Source organism: Pseudomonas sp. B7(2017) (genome assembly GCF_002112745.1).
Classification (GTDB): domain Bacteria; phylum Pseudomonadota; class Gammaproteobacteria; order Pseudomonadales; family Pseudomonadaceae; genus Aquipseudomonas; species Aquipseudomonas ekonensis.
The window spans coordinates 59051-76663 of record NZ_NEIP01000019.1 but is presented as its reverse complement, the minus strand read 5'-3'; the positions used below and the strand labels follow the sequence as shown (position 1 = coordinate 76663).

14 protein-coding genes are annotated in these 17613 nt (G+C 65.0%); 7 read left to right on the top strand and 7 right to left on the bottom strand.

All coding sequences use genetic code 11. The features are described 5' to 3' along the window. Positions 1–27: 27 nt before the first annotated feature. On the bottom strand, positions 28–591 hold the full coding sequence (locus CAG29_RS24900; RefSeq protein ID WP_085584521.1) for a plastocyanin/azurin family copper-binding protein: 564 nt from the start codon (positions 589–591) through the stop codon (positions 28–30). Positions 592–743: 152 nt separating this feature from the next. Here CAG29_RS24900 and CAG29_RS24895 point away from each other — a divergent pair, with 152 nt between their 5' ends. Then, positions 744–1424 (top strand): heavy metal response regulator transcription factor, encoded by a 681-nt coding sequence (locus tag CAG29_RS24895; protein WP_085584523.1) that lies wholly within the window; start codon positions 744–746, stop codon positions 1422–1424. Beyond that, positions 1424–2773, top strand: a complete 1350-nt coding sequence (locus tag CAG29_RS24890) for a heavy metal sensor histidine kinase (RefSeq protein WP_085584525.1) — start codon at positions 1424–1426, stop codon at positions 2771–2773. The genes CAG29_RS24895 and CAG29_RS24890 overlap by 1 nt, the downstream gene beginning before the upstream one ends. A 107-nt stretch (positions 2774–2880) precedes the next feature. Here CAG29_RS24890 and CAG29_RS24885 read toward each other — a convergent pair whose 3' ends face one another. From CAG29_RS24885 to CAG29_RS24875, 3 genes are all read right to left on the bottom strand, one after another. After that, positions 2881–4125 carry a lipoprotein-releasing ABC transporter permease subunit gene (locus CAG29_RS24885; protein ID WP_085695289.1) on the bottom strand — a complete coding sequence of 415 codons (1245 nt, stop codon included), beginning with the start codon at positions 4123–4125 and terminating at the stop codon, positions 2881–2883. A 62-nt stretch (positions 4126–4187) separates the two neighbouring features. Further along, entirely contained in the window at positions 4188–4871 is a 684-nt protein-coding gene (lolD, locus tag CAG29_RS24880; RefSeq protein ID WP_170930074.1) for a lipoprotein-releasing ABC transporter ATP-binding protein LolD, read from the bottom strand. A gap of 7 nt (positions 4872–4878) precedes the next feature. Next, positions 4879–6129: a lipoprotein-releasing ABC transporter permease subunit gene (locus tag CAG29_RS24875; RefSeq protein WP_085584531.1), complete on the bottom strand. Its 1251-nt coding sequence runs from the start codon at positions 6127–6129 to the stop codon at positions 4879–4881. Between the two features lie 94 nt (positions 6130–6223). On the opposite strand from CAG29_RS24875, the gene CAG29_RS24870 reads away from it, so the two are divergent. Both CAG29_RS24870 and CAG29_RS24865 read left to right on the top strand, forming a co-directional pair. Then, positions 6224–6805 (top strand): PilZ domain-containing protein, encoded by a 582-nt coding sequence (locus CAG29_RS24870; RefSeq protein WP_085584533.1) that lies wholly within the window; start codon positions 6224–6226, stop codon positions 6803–6805. A 14-nt stretch (positions 6806–6819) separates the two neighbouring features. Further along, a complete protein-coding gene (locus CAG29_RS24865; RefSeq protein WP_085584535.1) occupies positions 6820–7542 on the top strand; it encodes a glycerophosphodiester phosphodiesterase in 723 nt (240 codons plus the stop codon). 42 nt (positions 7543–7584) lie between these two features. Here the strand turns inward: CAG29_RS24865 and sthA are convergent, their stop codons facing one another. Beyond that, positions 7585–8979 (bottom strand): Si-specific NAD(P)(+) transhydrogenase, encoded by a 1395-nt coding sequence (sthA, locus tag CAG29_RS24860; RefSeq protein WP_085584537.1) that lies wholly within the window; start codon positions 8977–8979, stop codon positions 7585–7587. 198 nt (positions 8980–9177) lie between these two features. Beyond that, positions 9178–10227, bottom strand: coding sequence for an FAD:protein FMN transferase (locus CAG29_RS24855; RefSeq protein WP_085584539.1), 1050 nt, complete (start codon positions 10225–10227; stop codon positions 9178–9180). Positions 10228–10301: 74 nt separating this feature from the next. Between CAG29_RS24855 and CAG29_RS24850 the strand changes: the two genes are divergently transcribed. Next, positions 10302–11600: an MFS transporter gene (locus CAG29_RS24850; RefSeq protein ID WP_085584541.1), complete on the top strand. Its 1299-nt coding sequence runs from the start codon at positions 10302–10304 to the stop codon at positions 11598–11600. A gap of 162 nt (positions 11601–11762) precedes the next feature. Here CAG29_RS24850 and CAG29_RS24845 read toward each other — a convergent pair whose 3' ends face one another. Continuing rightward, complete coding sequence (locus CAG29_RS24845; RefSeq protein WP_085630799.1) at positions 11763–13226, bottom strand: glyceraldehyde-3-phosphate dehydrogenase; 1464 nt, start codon at positions 13224–13226, stop codon at positions 11763–11765. Positions 13227–13580: 354 nt separating this feature from the next. Between CAG29_RS24845 and mfd the strand changes: the two genes are divergently transcribed. Further along, positions 13581–17030 carry a transcription-repair coupling factor gene (gene mfd, locus CAG29_RS24840; RefSeq protein ID WP_085630802.1) on the top strand — a complete coding sequence of 1150 codons (3450 nt, stop codon included), beginning with the start codon at positions 13581–13583 and terminating at the stop codon, positions 17028–17030. 10 nt (positions 17031–17040) lie between these two features. Then, the gene (locus CAG29_RS24835; protein WP_085584547.1) at positions 17041–17607 is read left to right on the top strand and encodes a CsiV family protein; all 567 of its coding nucleotides are present in this window, start codon (positions 17041–17043) and stop codon (positions 17605–17607) included. Positions 17608–17613: the final 6 nt, after the last annotated feature.

Sequence of the window (17613 nt, the reverse complement as noted above, 5' to 3'; positions counted from 1 at the left end):
CCAGCCTTTGCCCCCGCCTTTGAGTGCTTACTGACTGACCGTCAGTTTGCCGACCATGCCGGCCTGATAATGGCCGGGGATGTTGCAGGCAAACTCAAGATTGACGGCCTTGCTGAACGTCCAGGTCAACTCGGCGGTTTTGCCGGGCTCCACCAGCACGCTGTTGGGGTCGTCGTGCTTCATGCCCTGCTTCATCGCGCCCATCGCCATGGCGTCGTGGCCCATCGCGCTGTGGTCCATGCCGGCCATGTCGTGGGACATTTCTTTCATGCCCGTAGGCGTGAGCATGCCGCTTTGCTGCATCTTGAGCATTTCCTGCTGATGGCTGGCATGCATCGCCGCATCGCCCAGGTTGAATTCGTGCAGCAGTTGCCCCTTGTTCACCAGCACGAAACGAACGGTCTCACCGGCCTTGACCTCGATGGCCTTGGGATCGAACGACATGTCGCCCATCACCACTTCGATGCTGCGGCTGGCCTTGGCCGCCGGGGCCGGCTGGCCGAAATCGTAGGTGTGCGCCCCGGCCGCCCACACAGGCGAACTCAGCGCCAGCAGGCAGGCGGCGACGGTCAGACGGTTGCGCAAAAACATGGTCGTACTCCAACAAAGAAAGGTTCAGCCTGTGGGAAACTCTAGCCCGTCTGCGCTGGCGCGAACCTGACAGGCAGATTACAACTTTGTCAGGTTGGCCTGCGTGGCGACCGTCCACGGTATAACGCCCCGAAACCTCACCCGAGCCGCCCATGAAACTGCTGATCGTCGAAGACCAACCGAAAACCGGTCATTACCTGCGCCAGGGCCTGACCGAAGCGGGGTTCAACACCGAACTTGTGGCCGACGGCAACAGCGGCCAGCAACTGGCGCTGAGCGGCGACTATGCCTTGCTGATCCTCGACGTGATGCTGCCCGGCCGGGACGGCTGGCAGATCCTGCAGGCCGTGCGCGGCGCCGGCCTGGATACGCCGGTGCTGTTCCTGACCGCCAAGGATGCGGTGGAAGACCGGGTGCACGGCCTGGAGCTGGGCGCCGACGACTACCTGGTCAAGCCGTTCGCCTTCTCCGAACTGCTGGCCCGGGTGCGCAGCCTGCTGCGGCGCGGCAGCGCCACGCCCCAGGAGACCAGCCTGCAACTGGCGGACCTGCGCCTGGATCTGATCCGCCGCCGGGTCGAGCGCAGCGGCCAGCGCATCGACCTCACGGCCAAGGAATTCGCCCTGCTGGAAATGCTCCTGCGCCGCCAGGGCGAAGTGCTGCCCAAATCCCTGATCGCCTCGCAGGTCTGGGACATGAACTTCGACAGCGACACCAACGTGATCGAAGTGGCGATCCGGCGGCTGCGCCTGAAGATCGACGACGATTTCCCCAACAAGCTGATCCACACCGTGCGCGGCATGGGTTACGTCCTCGAAGAGCGGGCCGACTGATGCGCAGGCTTTCCTTGAGCGGGCGCTTGGCCTTGCTGTTCGCCGCCTGCACCGCCGCTGTGTCGCTGGTGGCCGGGGTGCTGTTCAGCCGCGCCAGCGAGGCGCATTTCATTGAACTGGATCAGCAGTTGCTCGACAGCAAGCTCATCGGCCTGCGCCGGGCCCTGCAGGACGTGCCGGACCATCAGCGCCAGGCGCGGCTGGCCGACGAACTGAGCCGACAGGCCGACCTGTCGCTGCGCATCAGCGGCAGCGATGGCCAGCGTTGGTACGACAGTTCGGACCGGTTGCCCGAAACGCTGCCCCGGGCGAGCGGCCTGGCCACGGTCAGCGACGACGGCACCGATTACCGGGTGCTGAACGCGGCACTCTATCCGGACAAGGCCGACTCACCACAGCTGACCTTGCTGCTGGACATCACCCATCACCAACACTTCCTGCAACGCATGCAGCACCTGATCTGGCTGACCGTCGGTCTGTCGGCGCTGGCCACCGCGCTGCTCGGCGCCTGGGCCGCGCGCAGCGGCCTGCGTCCGCTGCGGCGCATGAGCGCGGTGGCGCGCGGCGTCTCGGCGCAATCACTCAACGCACGGCTGCCCCAGGAGCAGATGCCGCCGGAACTTTCGGAACTGGCGCAAAGCTTCAACGCCATGCTCGGCCGCCTGGACGACGCCTTTCAGCGGCTCTCGGCGTTCTCCGCCGACATCGCCCATGAACTGCGCACACCGCTGTCGAACCTGCTGACCCACACCCAGGTCACCCTCACCCGCCCGCGCTCCATGGAGGACTACCGCGAAGCCCTGCACAGCAACCTCGAAGAGCTGCAATGGATGGCGCAACTGGTCAACGACATGCTGTACCTGGCCAAGGCCGACCACGGTTTGCTGATGCCCACGCGCGAGCCGCTGGAACTGGCCGACGAGACCGACACGCTACTGGAATTCTTCGCGCCGCTGGCCGAAGACGCCGGCGTGACGCTCAGCCGCGAAGGCCACGGGCGCCTGGACGGCGACCGCGGCATGCTGCGCCGGGCCTTGTCGAACCTGCTGGACAACGCGTTGCGCTTCACCCCGGCCGAGGGCCAGGTGCGCTTGCTGATCGCCGAGCAGCCGACGTCATTGAGGGTGAGCGTGGAAAACACCGGCGAGGGGATTTCGGCGCAGCTGCTGCCGCGCCTGTTCGACCGTTTCTACCGGGCCGATCCGGCCCGCCAGGAAGGCAGCCAGGAACACGCCGGGCTGGGGTTGGCGATCACCCAATCCATCGTCCGCGCCCATGGCGGGCAGATTCATTGCGAATCGGCCCAGGGGTGGACGCGGTTTGTGATCGAGTTGCCGAAGGGGGATTGAGGCCGGCCGTTGCGGCCTCATCGCCAGCAGGCTGGCTCCCACATGGGATCTGTGTCATCCATCCCTGTGGGAACCAGCCAGCCTGCTGGTGATGGCGATCCTGAGGCTCAGGAGTATCTCAAGGCCTGCGCCGGCTCGACCTTCGCCGCCCGCCACGCCGGGTACACGGTGGCCAGGAAGCTCATGATGAAGCCCGCCGAGCAGATCAGCAGCACGTCGCCGCCTTGCAGCTCCGACGGCAGGTTGCTGACGAAGTACACGTCCGAACTGAAGATGTGCTGCCCGGTGACCCGTTCGATCCAGCCCACCATCTCGCTGACGTTCAGCGCGGCGATCACGCCGAGCACGCCGCCGATCAGCGTGCCGACGATCCCGATCACCGTGCCCTGCACCATGAAGATCGCCATGATCTGCCGGGGCGTGGCGCCGATGGTGCGCAGGATCGCGATGTCCGCACCCTTGTCGTTCACCACCATGATCAGGGTCGCGATGATGTTGAACGCCGCCACCGCGACGATCATCAGCAACAGCAGGCCAATCATGGTCTTTTCCATTTTCATCGCGCTGAACAGGCTGCCTTGGGTGTGGGTCCAGTCGTCGGCCTTGTAGCCGGCGCCCAGGCCCGTCGCGATGTCGGACGAGACCTTCGGCGCGGCGTACAGGTCCTTCACCGCCAGGCGCACGCTCTGCACCTGGCTCGGTTCCCAGTGCTGCATCTGCGCGGCGTCGGCCACATGGATCAGGCCCATGGAGCCGTCGAGCTCGGCGCCGACCTTGAACACGCCCACCACGTTCAGGCGCTGCATCCTTGGGGTGATGCCGCCGGGCGCGGTGCTGACCTCCGGCACGATCAGGGTGATCTTGTCGCCCACGTTCAGGCGGAAGCGCCGCGCGGTGATCTCGCCGAGCACCACGCCGTACTCGCCCGGCTTCAAGGCATCGAGCCGGCCCTGCACGATGTGCTGCGCGACGATCGACACCTTGCCTTCCTGGGCCGGGTCGACGCCGCTGATCTGGATCGGCTGCATCATCCCCTTGTAGGAGAGCATGCCTTCCATTTCGGTGAACGGCACGGCGGCGGTGACTTCAGGGTTCTTCAGCGCGGCGGCGGCCACCGGTTGCCAGTCATCGATGGGGTTGACGCCGACGATGGTCGCATGGGGCACCATGCCGAGGATGCGCGAGCTCATTTCGCGCTGGAAGCCGTTCATCACCGACAGCACCACGATCATCGCCAGCACGCCGAGGGCGAGCCCGATCATCGAAGTCATCGAGATGAACGAAACAAAGCGGTTGCGGCGCTTGGCGCGGGTGTAGCGCGCGCCGATGAAGATCGATAACGGTCTGAACATTCGCTGGGGCACCGTTTGGGAATAAAAGGCCCGACGCCTTCACCGGCATCGGGCTGCGGGCGTCAGATGGGGGTCAGGCAACCTTCCTGCAGGTGCAGGACGCGATCCATCTGGCGGGCCAGGTTCATGTCGTGGGTCACCACCAGGAACGCCGTGCGCATCGAAGTGCTGAGTTCGAGCATCAGGTCCTGAATGCCCTGGGCGGTGTGGGAGTCGAGGTTGCCGGTCGGCTCGTCGAGCATCACCAGCCCTGGCTTGTTCACCAGCGCGCGGGCGATCGCCACACGCTGACGCTCACCGCCGGACAGCTCGGCCGGCTTGTGCTCCAGACGATGGGCCAGGCCGACCCGCTCCAGCAGCGCCGTCGCACGCTGACGGGCTTCCGGGATCGGCGTCTTGCCGATCAGCAGCGGCATGCAGACGTTCTCCAGCGCGGTGAACTCCGGCAGCAGGTGGTGGAACTGGTACACGAAACCCAGCGCGCGGTTGCGCAGCTGGCCGCGGCCCTTCTCGCTCAGTGCCGAGAGCTCTTCGCCGGCGAGCCAGACGCTGCCCTTGGTCGGCGTGTCGAGGCCGCCCAGCAGGTTGAGCAAGGTACTCTTGCCCGAACCCGACGTACCGACGATGGCCACCCGCTCGCCGGGGAACAACTCCAGCTGCAGATTGGCCAACACTTCCACCGACTCCGGGCCTTCCTCGTAGGATTTGCCCAGGCTGCGGCAGCTCAAGATCGCTTTTTGACTCATGCCCGACTCACTCATAACGTAGCGCCTCCGCCGGCTGGGTGCGTGCGGCACGCCAGGCGGGATACAGGGTGGCGAGGAAACTCAGGACCAACGCGGCGGAGCAGACCATCACCACATCCTGGCTCTGCACCTGCGACGGCAGGTAATCGATGAAGTACACGTCCGCGTTGAGGAACTTGTGACCGATCAGGCCTTCGAGGGCCGAGATCGCGGCGCTGACGTTGAGCGCGGCGAAGATCCCGACCACCGCGCCGATGGCGGTGCCGACCACGCCGATCACAGTGCCCTGCACCATGAAGATGCGCATGATCGTCCCGGGCGTGGCGCCCAGGGTGCGCAGGATCGCGATGTCGCCCTTCTTGTCGTTGACCACCATCACCAGCGTGGAAATGATGTTGAAGGCCGCCACGGCGACGATCAGCAGCAACAGCAGGCCGATCATGGCTTTCTCCATGCGGATCGCCTGGTACAGGTTGCCGTGGGTGCGGGTCCAGTCGCGGGCGTAGTAACGGTCTTCGCCCAGCTGCCGGGCGATGTTCCACGCCTCGCGCGGGGCCTGGAACAGGTCGTCGAACTTCAGGCGCAAACCCTGCACCTGATCCGGCTTCCAGCGGTGCAGCTTCGCCAGGTCCTGCAGGTTGGTGACGCCCAGGTAGCCGTCGATCTCGCCGGCGCCGACGTGGAAGATGCCGACCACCGTGAAGCGTTTCATGCGCGGGAACATGCCGGCCGGGGTCACGCTGACCTCCGGCGCCACGAACGTGATCTTGTCGCCCAGGCCCACGCCGAGCTTGGCCGCGGCCTTGTCGCCGATGACGATGCCGAAGCTGCCCGGGGTCAGGTCGTCGAGTTTGCCCTGCCGCATGAAGTTGTCGATGATCGACACGTTGCGCTCCAGCGCCGGGTCGATGGCGTTGAGCAGCACCTTGGACACCTGACCGTTGTTGGTCAGCAGCCCCTGCATCTGGGTGAACGGCGCGACGGCCGTCACCTGAGGGTTCTGCCTGACCTTGTCGGCCAGGCCCTGCCAGTCGCTGATGGCTTCGCCGGACTCGACGGTGGCGTGGGGCACCATGCCCAGCACGCGGGTGCGCATCTCATGGTCGAAGCCGTTCATCACCGACAGCACCACGATCATCACGACCACGCCAAGGGCGAGCCCGATCATCGAAGTCAGGGAAATGAAGGAGACAAAATGATTGCGACGCTTTGCACGGGTGTAACGCGTGCCGATGAATACGAAGAGAGGTCTGAACATGTCGGGGCTTGTTCGGAGGGAAAAGGAACGTCCTTGTGGCGGGGGTCGATAACCAGCTTTACACTCAGACCACCGCCGCTACCATGGGTTCGCCATGTCGACATTAGATGAAGAAGATCGCCGCGAATACTACCGTATCGAGGACATGATCGCACTGGAAATTAGGCCCCTGTCCGCTCCCGAAGCGGCGGGCGAGGAAGTGTTGCAGGATGCTTCCCCCCTCTTCAACCTGCTCAGCGAACTGCACCTGAGCGAATTCGAGTCGCAGCACCTGCTGCGCCAGATCAGCGAGCGCGACCGCGCCATCGCCGCGTTCCTGAAGACCCAGAACAAACGCATCGACCTGCTCAGCCAGGTGGTCGCCCTGACCGTGCTCGGCCACATCGGCGAGCCGCAGCCGGTGATCATCTCCGAAGGCGGCATCGACTTCCAGCACCCGACGCCCGTGACCGTCGGCGCGCGGCTGTCGGTCAAGCTGGTGCTGATGCCCCAGGCCCTCGGCCTGCTGCTGCGCGCCCGCGTGACCCATTGCGACCGCAAGGGCGACGGCTATGACGTCGGCACCGAGTTCGAGCACCTGACCGACGCCCAGCGCCAATTGCTCGCCCGCTACATCCTGCAGAAGCAGGCCCAGGAACGACGCCTGGCCCGCGAACAGAACGAATCAGGCATTTGAATTAAGGAAGAACCGTGACCCTCATCTACGGCCACCGCGGCGCCAAGGGCGAAGCACCGGAAAACACCCTGACCAGCTTTCAGGAATGCCTCAAGCACGGCGTGCGCCGCTGCGAACTGGACCTGCACCTGTCCAAGGACGGCGAACTGATGGTCATCCACGACCCGACCCTCAAGCGCACCACCGAGCGGCGCGGCAAGGTCGTCGAGCACACGGCCGCCGAACTGGTGACCTACGATGCGCGCAAGGGCGGCCCGGGCTGGATCAAGCCCTGCCCGATCCCGACGCTGGAAGAGCTGTTCGAGAAATGCGACTTCGAGCACTGGCAACTGGAGGTCAAGAGCGCCTCGCGCACCCGCGCCGCGACCACGGTGCTGGCGATCCGCGAAATGGCGGTCAGGCATGGCCTGCTCGACAAGGTGACGATCACCTCGAGCTCACGGGAAGTGTTGAAGGCAGCGCAGGACCTGGTGCCGGACGTGTCCCGCGGCCTGGTGGCCGAGTACGCCTGGCTGGACCCGCTGAAGGTCGCGCAGAACTACGGTTGCGAGATCCTGGCCCTGAACTGGACGCTGTGCACGCCGGAGCGCCTGCAGAAGGCGCAGCGCCAAGGGCTGCACGTCTCGGTGTGGACCGTCAACGAGCCCGCGCTGATGCGCAGGCTCGCCGACTTCGGCGTTGACAGCCTGATTACAGACTTTCCCGGTTTGGCCACTGCCACCCTCGAGAATTGCTGAAATCGGTCTCCCCGGCCGGCTCAGGCCACCGGCCGGAGCCGCTCAAAAAAGCCGGTTGAGGCCGTCGTACGCCGCTACCCGATAGGCTTCGGCCATGGTCGGGTAGTTGAACGTGGTGTTGACGAAGTACTTCAGGGTGTTGAGCTCGCCCGGCTGGTTCATGATCGCCTGGCCGATGTGCACGATCTCCGAGGCCTGATAGCCGAAGCAGTGAACGCCCAGCACTTCCAGCGTCTCGCGGTGGAACAGGATCTTCAGCATGCCTTGCGGCTCGCCGGCGATCTGCGCCCGCGCCATGCTCTTGAAGAACGCTTTGCCCACTTCGTACGGCACCTTGGCCTGGGTCAGCTCCTGCTCGTTCTTGCCGATCGAACTGATCTCCGGAATGGTGTAGATGCCGGTCGGCACGTCATTCACGAAACGCCAGCTGCCGTTGTCGACGATGCTGCCGGCGGCCGAACGGCCCTGGTCGTGGGCGGCACTGGCCAGGCTCGGCCAGCCGATCACGTCACCGGCGCCATAGATGTTCTGCACGCAGGTGCGGTAGTTTTCGTCGACTTCGATCTGGCCACGGCTGTTGACCTTGATCCCGATGTTCTCCAGACCCAACTGGTCGGTGTTGCCGGTGCGGCCGTTGCACCAGAGCAAGGCGTCGGCCTTGATCTTCTTGCCGGACTTCAGGTGCAGGATCACGCCGTTGTCCACGCCTTCGACCCGGTCGTAGTCTTCGTTGTGGCGCACGGTGATGTTGTTGTTGCTGAAGTGGTAGCTCAGCGCCTGGGAGATTTCCGAGTCGAGGAAGCTCAGCAGTTGGCCGCGGTTGTCCACCAGCTCCACCAGCACGCCCAGGCCGCTGAAGATCGAGGCGTATTCGCAGCCGATCACGCCGGCGCCGTAGACGATCAGTTTGCGCGGGGTGTGGCCGAGGCTGAGGATGGTGTCGCTGTCGTAGATGCGCGGGTGGTGGAAGTCGATATCCGCCGGACGGTACGGACGCGAACCGGTGGCGATGATGATGTGCTTGGCCACCAGCTTCTCGACCACGCCGTTGGCGCAGACCACTTCGATGGTCTGCTCGTCGGCGAAGCTGCCGGTGCCGAAGAACACGTCGACGCGGTTGCGGGCGTAATAGCCGGTGCGCGAGGCGACTTGCTTGGAGATGACCTTCTCGGCGCTTTTCAGCACGTCCGGGAAGGAGAACCAGCGCGGCTCGCCGATGGCCCGGAACATCGGGTTGGTGTTGAACTGCATGATCTGCCGCACGGAGTGACGCAAGGCCTTGGACGGGATGGTGCCCAGGTGGGTGCAGTTGCCGCCGACCTGACGGCGGCTGTCGACCATCGCCACCTTGCGCCCCGCCTTGGCGGCGTTCATTGCCGCGCCTTCTCCCGCCGGGCCGGAACCCAGCACCACCACGTCGTAGTTGTAGACAGCCATGCGTACTCCTCAGAACAGGCCGCGGCACCAACGGCACCGGCGGCTAAATCACGCCGGATGGCGGCGCGAAGGAACAATTGGGGGCCAGTGAAAAAACCCGGACACAGTCTATAGAAGCGTCAACGCCGCGCACATTAACCCTTGGTCGCGTCGTAGGCTACTTCTGCCTGCACTACAACGCCAGTTTTCGCATTGTCCTCAGTCAGGTTTCCCGCGACTGAGCCGCTCGAAAGCAGGGCTTGCGCGCGTGACGAAACCTGTATCGGCACGAATCACGAAGAATGCACCGACGCCGTGACGTTCGGCATAGTCCCAACCCCGCTCTGGGCCGAGGATCAGCAACAGCGTCGAGAGCCCGTCGGCCATCAGCGCCGAAGGATCAATCACCGTCACGGACGCCAGATCGTGCAGGACGGGCCTGCCGGTGCGGGCATCGAACGTGTGGGAATAACGCTGGCCGTCCTGCCGGAAATAGTTGCGGTAGTCGCCGGAGGTGGAAACGCCGTAGCCGTCGACCTCGATGACGCGTTCCGTCACCTGTCGGTCGTCACGGGGCTCCTCCAGGGCGATGCGCCACGCAGCCCCGTCAGGCTTCTTGCCGCTGGCCTTGAGTTCGCCGGTGGCCTCGGCGAGGTAATCGTGGATGCCCAGGGCTTCGAGCCTGGCGGCGATCGCATCGACCGCGTAACCGGCCGCGATGCTGTCGAAGTCGACTTCGACGGCGGCGTCCTTGCACAGCCGCTCGCCCTCGATGCGCAGATGCTGATGGCCGACACGCTGCCGAGCCTGCGCCAGCGCCGCGTCATCCGGCACCTTTTCCTCACGGCCTTGCGGACCGAAGCCCCACAGGTTCATCAGCGGTTCCACCGTCAGGTCGTAGGAACCTTCACTCTGCTGCGACAGACGCTCGCCGACCCGAACCAACTCAAGCACCGGCGCCGGCATGACCTGACAGCCACCGGCGGGCAAGCCGTTGAAGCGCGAGATGTCGGAGTCGCTGCGGTAGGTGGACATCTGCCGGTCGACGCCGGCCAGGATGCCCTCGACTTCGCCGCGCACCTGCGCAGGATCGGGCAGCCCCGGGTGCCGCACGTACTTGACCGACCAAGTGCTGCCCATGGTCGGCCCGCCCAGGGTTTCCAGGGTGTCGCCGGCGCCACAGGCGCACAGCGCACCCGCCAGGATCACAAGCCCAAGCCACCGTCCAGTTAACAATTCTTCATCTCCCCGCAAAACCGCGCCGGCCATTATGAATCAAAGCGCCCGCGCGCTCCGCACGTACGCAACGCCCTCATACAAAATCCAACAGCGAGTATCTGGATATGTCCTCCTCCCCGGGCAAAGGCAAGGCGATCTTTCGCGTTGTCAGCGGCAACTTCCTCGAAATGTTCGACTTCATGGTCTACGGCTTCTATGCCACGGCCATCGCCAAAGCCTTCTTTCCGGCCGACAGCGCCTTCGCCTCCCTGATGCTTTCGCTGGCGACCTTCGGCGCCGGCTTCCTGATGCGCCCTCTGGGGGCGATCTTCCTCGGCGCCTACATCGACCGCCACGGCCGCCGCCAGGGCCTGATCATCACACTGGCCCTGATGGCCGCCGGCACCGTGCTGATCGCCTGCGTGCCCGGCTACGCGACCCTCGGCGTCGCCGCACCGCTGCTGGTGCTGCTCGGACGCCTGCTGCAAGGCTTCTCCGCCGGTGTCGAGCTGGGCGGGGTTTCGGTGTACCTGGCGGAAATCTCCACGCCGGGGCGCAAGGGCTTTTTCGTCAGTTGGCAGTCCGCCAGCCAACAGGCGGCCGTGGTCTTCGCCGGCCTGCTCGGCGTCGGCCTCAACCACTGGCTGAGCCCCGAGCAAATGGGCGACTGGGGCTGGCGCGTGCCGTTCCTGGTCGGCTGCATGATCGTCCCGGCGATCTTCATCATCCGCCGCTCGCTGGAGGAAACCCCGGAGTTCCAGGCGCGCAAGCATCGCCCTACCCTGTCGGACATTGTCCGCTCCATCAGCCAGAACTTCGGCATCGTCATCGCCGGCATGGCGCTGGTGGTGATGACCACCGTGTCGTTCTATCTGATCACCGCCTACACGCCGACCTTCGGCAAGGCCGAGCTGCATCTGTCTGACTTCGATGCCTTGCTGGTGACGGTGTGCATCGGCCTGTCGAACTTTTTCTGGCTGCCGGTGATGGGGTCGGTGTCGGACCGGATCGGACGCAAACCGCTGCTGCTGGCGGCGACGATCCTGGCCATCGTCACGGCCTACCCGGCACTGTCGTGGCTGGTGGCGAACCCGAGCTTCAGCCATCTGCTGATCGTCGAGTTGTGGCTGTCGTTCCTGTACGGCTCGTACAACGGCGCCATGGTGGTGGCGCTGACCGAGATCATGCCGGTGGAGGTGCGCACGACCGGCTTCTCGCTGGCCTACAGCCTGGCGACCGCCACGTTCGGCGGCTTCACCCCGGCGGCGTGCACTTACCTGATCCATGTGCTGGACAACAAGGCGGCGCCGGGCATCTGGCTCAGCGGCGCGGCGGTGCTGGGGCTGATTGCCACGCTGGTGCTGTTCCGCGGCAACCGGCACGAACAGCGCGCGGCGCAGGCGGCCGTGGGCGGCGGTGCCTGACCGGCCGCCATCGCCAGCAGGGCTGGCTCCCACAGGGATTTTGCATCGCCACAGCCCCTGTGGGAGCCCGCCCCGCTAGCGATGGGGCCAGCCCAATTGCGACAGGCACACAAACAAAAACGCCCCGACCAAGGTCGGGGCGTTTTCATGTACCGCTAAGGCTTAGCGCGGGAACGCTGGCGGGTTCACGCCGGCCATGTCTTCCATCACGCGGATCACCTGGCAGCTGTAGCCGAACTCGTTGTCGTACCAGACGTACAGAACGACGCGGTTGTCCTGGGTGATGGTCGCCTCGGCGTCCACCACGCCTGCGTGGCGCGAGCCCACGAAGTCGGTGGAAACCACTTCCTGCGAATTGACGAAGTCGATCTGCTTGTGCAGGTCCGAGTGCAGCGCCATGTAGCGCAGGTACTCGTTCATCTCTTCGCGGGTGGCGGCCTTCTCAAGGTTCAGGTTGAGGATGGCCATGGACACGTTCGGCGTCGGAACGCGGATCGCGTTGCCGGTCAGCTTGCCGGCCAGCTCAGGCAGGGCCTTGGCGGCAGCGGTGGCGGCGCCGGTCTCGGTGATCACCATGTTCAGCGCAGCGCTGCGGCCACGGCGGTCGCCCTTGTGGAAGTTGTCGATCAGGTTCTGGTCGTTGGTGTACGAGTGAACGGTCTCGACGTGGCCGTTGACGATGCCGAACTTGTCGTTCACAGCCTTCAGCACCGGCACGATGGCGTTGGTGGTGCAGGAAGCGGCGGAGACGATCTTGTCGTCAGCGGTGATTTCGTTGTGGTTGATGCCGTGAACGATGTTCTTCAGCTTGCCCTTGCCAGGCGCGGTCAGAACGACACGGTCGATGCCCGGGCACTGCAGGTGCTGACCCAGGCCGTCGGCGTCGCGCCACACACCGGTGTTGTCCACCAGCAGCGCGTCTTTGATGCCGTACTGGGTGTAGTCCACCTCGGTCGGGTTCTTCGCGTAGATCACCTGGATCAGGTTGCCGTTGGCGGTGATGGTGTTGTTGGCTTCATCGATGGTGATGGTGCCGTTGAACGAACCGTGCACCGAGTCGCGGCGCAGCAGGCTGGCGCGCTTGGTCAGGTCGTTCTCGGCGCCCTTGCGCACCACGATGGCCCGCAGGCGCAGGCCGTCGCCGCCACCGGTCTTCTCGATCAGGATGCGCGCCAGCAGACGGCCGATGCGGCCGAAACCGTACAGGACGACGTCGGTGCCCTTGCGGGCCGAAGCGTTCTGCTGACCGACCACTTCGGCCATCTCTTCACGCACGAATTGCTCGGCGGTGCGGCCGTTGGCTTCGTTGCGGAACTTGAACGCCAGCTTGCCCAGGTCTACCGAAGCCGCGCCGAGCTTGAGCTCGCTCATGGCCTTGAGCAGCGGGAATGTTTCGTGGACGGAGAGTTCGCTGTCGTCGGCAGCGCGATGGCGGGCAAAGCGGTGGGCTTTGAGAATCGCGATGACAGACTGGTTGATCAGGCTGCGGCCATAGATCGAGCTCACCACGTTGTTGTTGCGGTAGAGCTGACCGATAAGCGGAATCATCGCTTCTGCGAGTGCTTCACGGTCGATCCATTCACCAAGACACTGGTCGGGCTTCTGAGTCACGGGAACCTTCCACATGTAGGGGCAGAAAAAAGGGGCTACATTATGCCGCCGAGTCCCTCGCGTAGCAATGCGCGCCTGTCGCGCAATCGGTAACAAATGACCGGCCGAAAAAATTGCGCCCCTCGCCAGCCCAGCAAAACCGGGGCTTCCAGCGCTGTCAATTTTTCGACACCCAAACAGCCATGTCTGTAACCCTCCGTAACACCCTTGGTTTTCGGCACTACATTTCCACCAAAAAACCGCCCGTTTTTGTCTTTACCACTACATTTTGCCCAAACCGCGCAGATAGACGCAGTCTGCAACTGACAGGCGGCACCCGACGCCGCTACAATTACCGACTTTGTCGCATCGCCTGGAGCCCGACCTTCCGTGCCCGTTCTGCGTCTACCGCCACTCCCTGCCGCGGCAGGTAAACAGCATTGGGGCAACCTGCCCGGTGCCGCCCTGAGCCTGGTGATCGCCGAGGCTGCCAGCGCAGCCAAGCGCTTTACGCTGCTGCTGACCGCCGACAGCCAAAGCGCCGAGCGGCTGGAGCAGGAGCTGAGCTTCTTCGCCCCGGATCTGCCCGTGCTGCATTTCCCGGACTGGGAAACCCTGCCTTACGACCTGTTCTCGCCGCACCAGGACATCATTTCCCAGCGCATCGCCAGCCTGTACCGCCTGCCGGAACTTGCGCACGGCGTGCTGGTGGTGCCGATCACCACCGCCCTGCACCGCCTGGCGCCGACCCAGTTCCTGCTCGGCAGCAGCCTGGTGCTGGACGTCGGCCAGAAGCTCGACGTCGAACTCATGCGCACCCGGCTCGAAGCCAGCGGCTACCGTTATGTGGACACGGTCTACGAGCATGGCGAATTCACCGTGCGCGGCGCGCTGATCGACCTGTTCCCGATGGGCAGCAAACTGCCCTACCGCATCGACCTGTTCGACGACGAAATCGAGACCCTGCGCACCTTCGACCCGGAGAACCAGCGCTCTATCGACAAGGTCGACTCGGTCAAGCTGCTGCCGGCCAAGGAATTCCCGCTGCAGAAGGAAGCGGTGACCCGCTTCAAGGCGCGCTTCCGTGAACGTTTCGATGTCGATTTCCGTCGCTGCCCGATCTTCCAGGACCTGAGCAGCGGCATCACCCCGGCCGGCATCGAGTACTACCTGCCTCTGTTCTTCGAAGAGACCTCGACCCTGTTCGACTACCTGCCCCAGGACACCCAGGTGTTCTCGTTGCCGGGCATCGAGCAGGCGGCGGAAAACTTCTGGAACGACGTGCGCAACCGCTATGAGGAACGCCGCGTCGATCCGTCACGTCCTCTGTTGCCGCCGGCCGAACTGTTCCTGCCGGTGGAAGACTGCTTCGCCCGCCTCAAGAGCTGGCCCCGCGTCACCGCCAGCCAGCAGGAGACGGACACCGGCGTCGGCCGCGAACGTTTCCCCGCTCAGGCATTGCCGAACCTGGCCATCGAAGCCAAGGCCAGCCAGCCGCTGGCGGCCCTCTCCGCCTTCCTCGACGCGTTCCCCGGGCGCGTGCTGTTCACCGCCGAATCCGCAGGCCGCCGCGAAGTACTGCTGGAACTGCTCGAACGCCTGAAGCTGCGCCCCAAGACCGTCGACAGCTGGCCGGACTTCGTCGCCGGCAAGGAGCGCCTGGCGATCACCATCGCCCCGCTCGACGAAGGCCTGATGCTGGACGAGCCGTCGCTGGCGCTGATCGCCGAAAGCCCGCTGTTCGGTCAACGGGTGATGCAGCGCCGGCGCCGCGAAAAACGCGCCGACGCCAACAACGACGCGGTGATCAAGAACCTCACGGAACTGCGCGAAGGCGCGCCGGTGGTGCACATCGACCACGGCGTCGGCCGTTACCTGGGCCTGTCGATCCTGGAGATCGACAACCAGGCCGCCGAGTTCCTCACCCTGGAATACGCCGAGGGCGCCAAGCTGTACGTGCCGGTGGCGAACCTGCACCTGATCGCCCGCTACACCGGCAGCGACGACGAACTCGCGCCTCTGCACCGCCTCGGCTCCGAGACCTGGCAGAAAGCCAAGCGCAAGGCCGCCGAACAGGTGCGCGACGTCGCCGCCGAACTGCTCGACATCTATGCCCGCCGCGCCGCCCGCGAAGGCTATGCCTTCGCCGACCCGAAGGCCGACTACGCCACGTTCAGCGCCGGCTTCCCGTTCGAGGAAACCCCGGACCAACAGGCCACCATCGAAGCCGTGCGCGAGGACATGCTCGCGCCCAAGCCGATGGATCGTCTGGTCTGCGGCGACGTCGGCTTCGGCAAGACCGAAGTGGCGATGCGCGCCGCGTTCATCGCGGTGCACGGCGGCCGGCAGGTGGCGATCCTGGTGCCGACCACCCTGCTCGCCCAGCAGCACTACAACAGTTTCCGCGACCGCTTCGCCGACTGGCCGGTGACCGTGGAGGTGATGAGCCGCTTCAAGTCGGCCAAGGAAGTCAACGCCGCCGTGGCCGACCTGGCCGAAGGCAAGATCGACATCGTCATCGGCACCCACAAGCTGCTGCAGGACGACGTCAAGATCAAGAACCTGGGGCTGGTGATCATCGACGAAGAGCACCGCTTCGGCGTCCGCCAAAAGGAACAGCTCAAGGCCCTGCGCAGCGAAGTCGACATCCTGACCCTGACCGCCACGCCGATCCCGCGCACGCTGAACATGGCGGTGTCGGGCATGCGCGACCTGTCGATCATCGCCACGCCGCCGGCCCGGCGCCTGTCGGTGCGCACCTTCGTCATGGAGCAGAACAAGAGCACGGTCAAAGAGGCGCTGCTGCGTGAGCTACTGCGCGGCGGCCAAGTCTATTACCTGCACAACGACGTGAAAACCATCGAGAAGTGCGCCGCCGACCTGGCCGAACTGGTGCCGGAAGCGCGGATCGGCATCGGCCACGGACAGATGCGCGAGCGCGAGCTCGAACAGGTGATGAGCGACTTCTACCACAAGCGCTTCAACGTGCTGATCGCCTCGACCATCATCGAGACCGGCATCGACGTGCCGAGCGCCAACACGATCATCATCGAGCGCGCCGACAAGTTCGGCCTGGCCCAACTGCACCAACTGCGCGGCCGAGTCGGACGCAGCCACCACCAGGCCTACGCCTACCTGCTGACGCCGCCGCGCCAGCAGATCACCGCCGACGCGGAGAAGCGCCTGGAGGCGATCGCCAACACCCAGGACCTGGGCGCCGGTTTCGTGCTGGCCACCAACGACCTGGAGATCCGCGGCGCCGGCGAATTGCTCGGCGACGGCCAGAGCGGGCAGATCCAGGCCGTGGGCTTCACCCTGTACATGGAGATGCTCGAACGCGCGGTGAAATCGATCCGCAAGGGCGAGCAACCGAACCTGGAGCAGCCGCTCGGCGGCGGCCCGGAAGTGAACCTGCGGGTGCCTGCGCTGATTCCCGAGGACTATCTGCCGGACGTCCACGCCCGCCTGATCCTGTACAAGCGCATCGCGTCGGCCACCGACGAGGAAGGCCTGAAGGACCTGCAGGTGGAGATGATCGACCGCTTCGGCCTGCTGCCGGAGCCGACCAAGAACCTGATGCGCCTCACCGCGCTGAAGCTTAAGGCCGAACAGCTGGGCATCAAGAAAGTCGACGGCGGCCCGCAGGGCGGGCGCATCGAGTTCGCCGCCCAGACGCCGGTCGACCCGCTGACCCTGATCAAACTGATCCAGGGCCAGCCCAAACGCTACAAATTCGAAGGCGCCACGATGTTCAAGTTCATGGTGCCGATGGAGCGCCCGGAAGAGCGCTTCAATACTGTGGAGGCGCTGTTCGAGCGCCTCATCCCGACAACTGCTTGAAGGACGCCGCATGCGCCTGTTCCGCTCACTGACCTTGTTGATGACCCTGGTCGCCCCCACCGCGTTTGCCGATGACCTGTATCAGGTCGAAATGATCCTGGTGCGCCAGAACGCCGTGCCGGCGATCGTCAGCCGCGCCGCACCGGAAGACTGGGCCGCCGGCGCCCAGCGCCTGGGCGACGACAGCCGGCGCACCCCGGCCCTGGGCGACGTCGCCGCCAAGCTCACCGCCAGCGGCGAGTACAGCGTGCTGATGCACAAGGCCTGGCAGCAGACCCTGGGCGAAGCGCCGGCGAAAGTGGCGGTCAGCGAAGGCCAGGAGCAGTTCGGCCAGTTCCCCATCGAAGGGACGCTGGAAATGAAACTGGGGCGCTTCACCGACGTGAATGCCGATTTCTGGGTCAACCAGATCGACGGCAACGGCATGGTCACGGCCAGCGAACGGCTGAAGCAGGACAGCCACACCAAGAACGGCCAGCTCAACTACCTCGACAACGGCCACCTGGCCCTGCTGATCAAGATCACTTCACTGACGGCGCCTGCGCCTCGCGAAGCGCCTGAAGTCGTGCCGGACTGATCGACG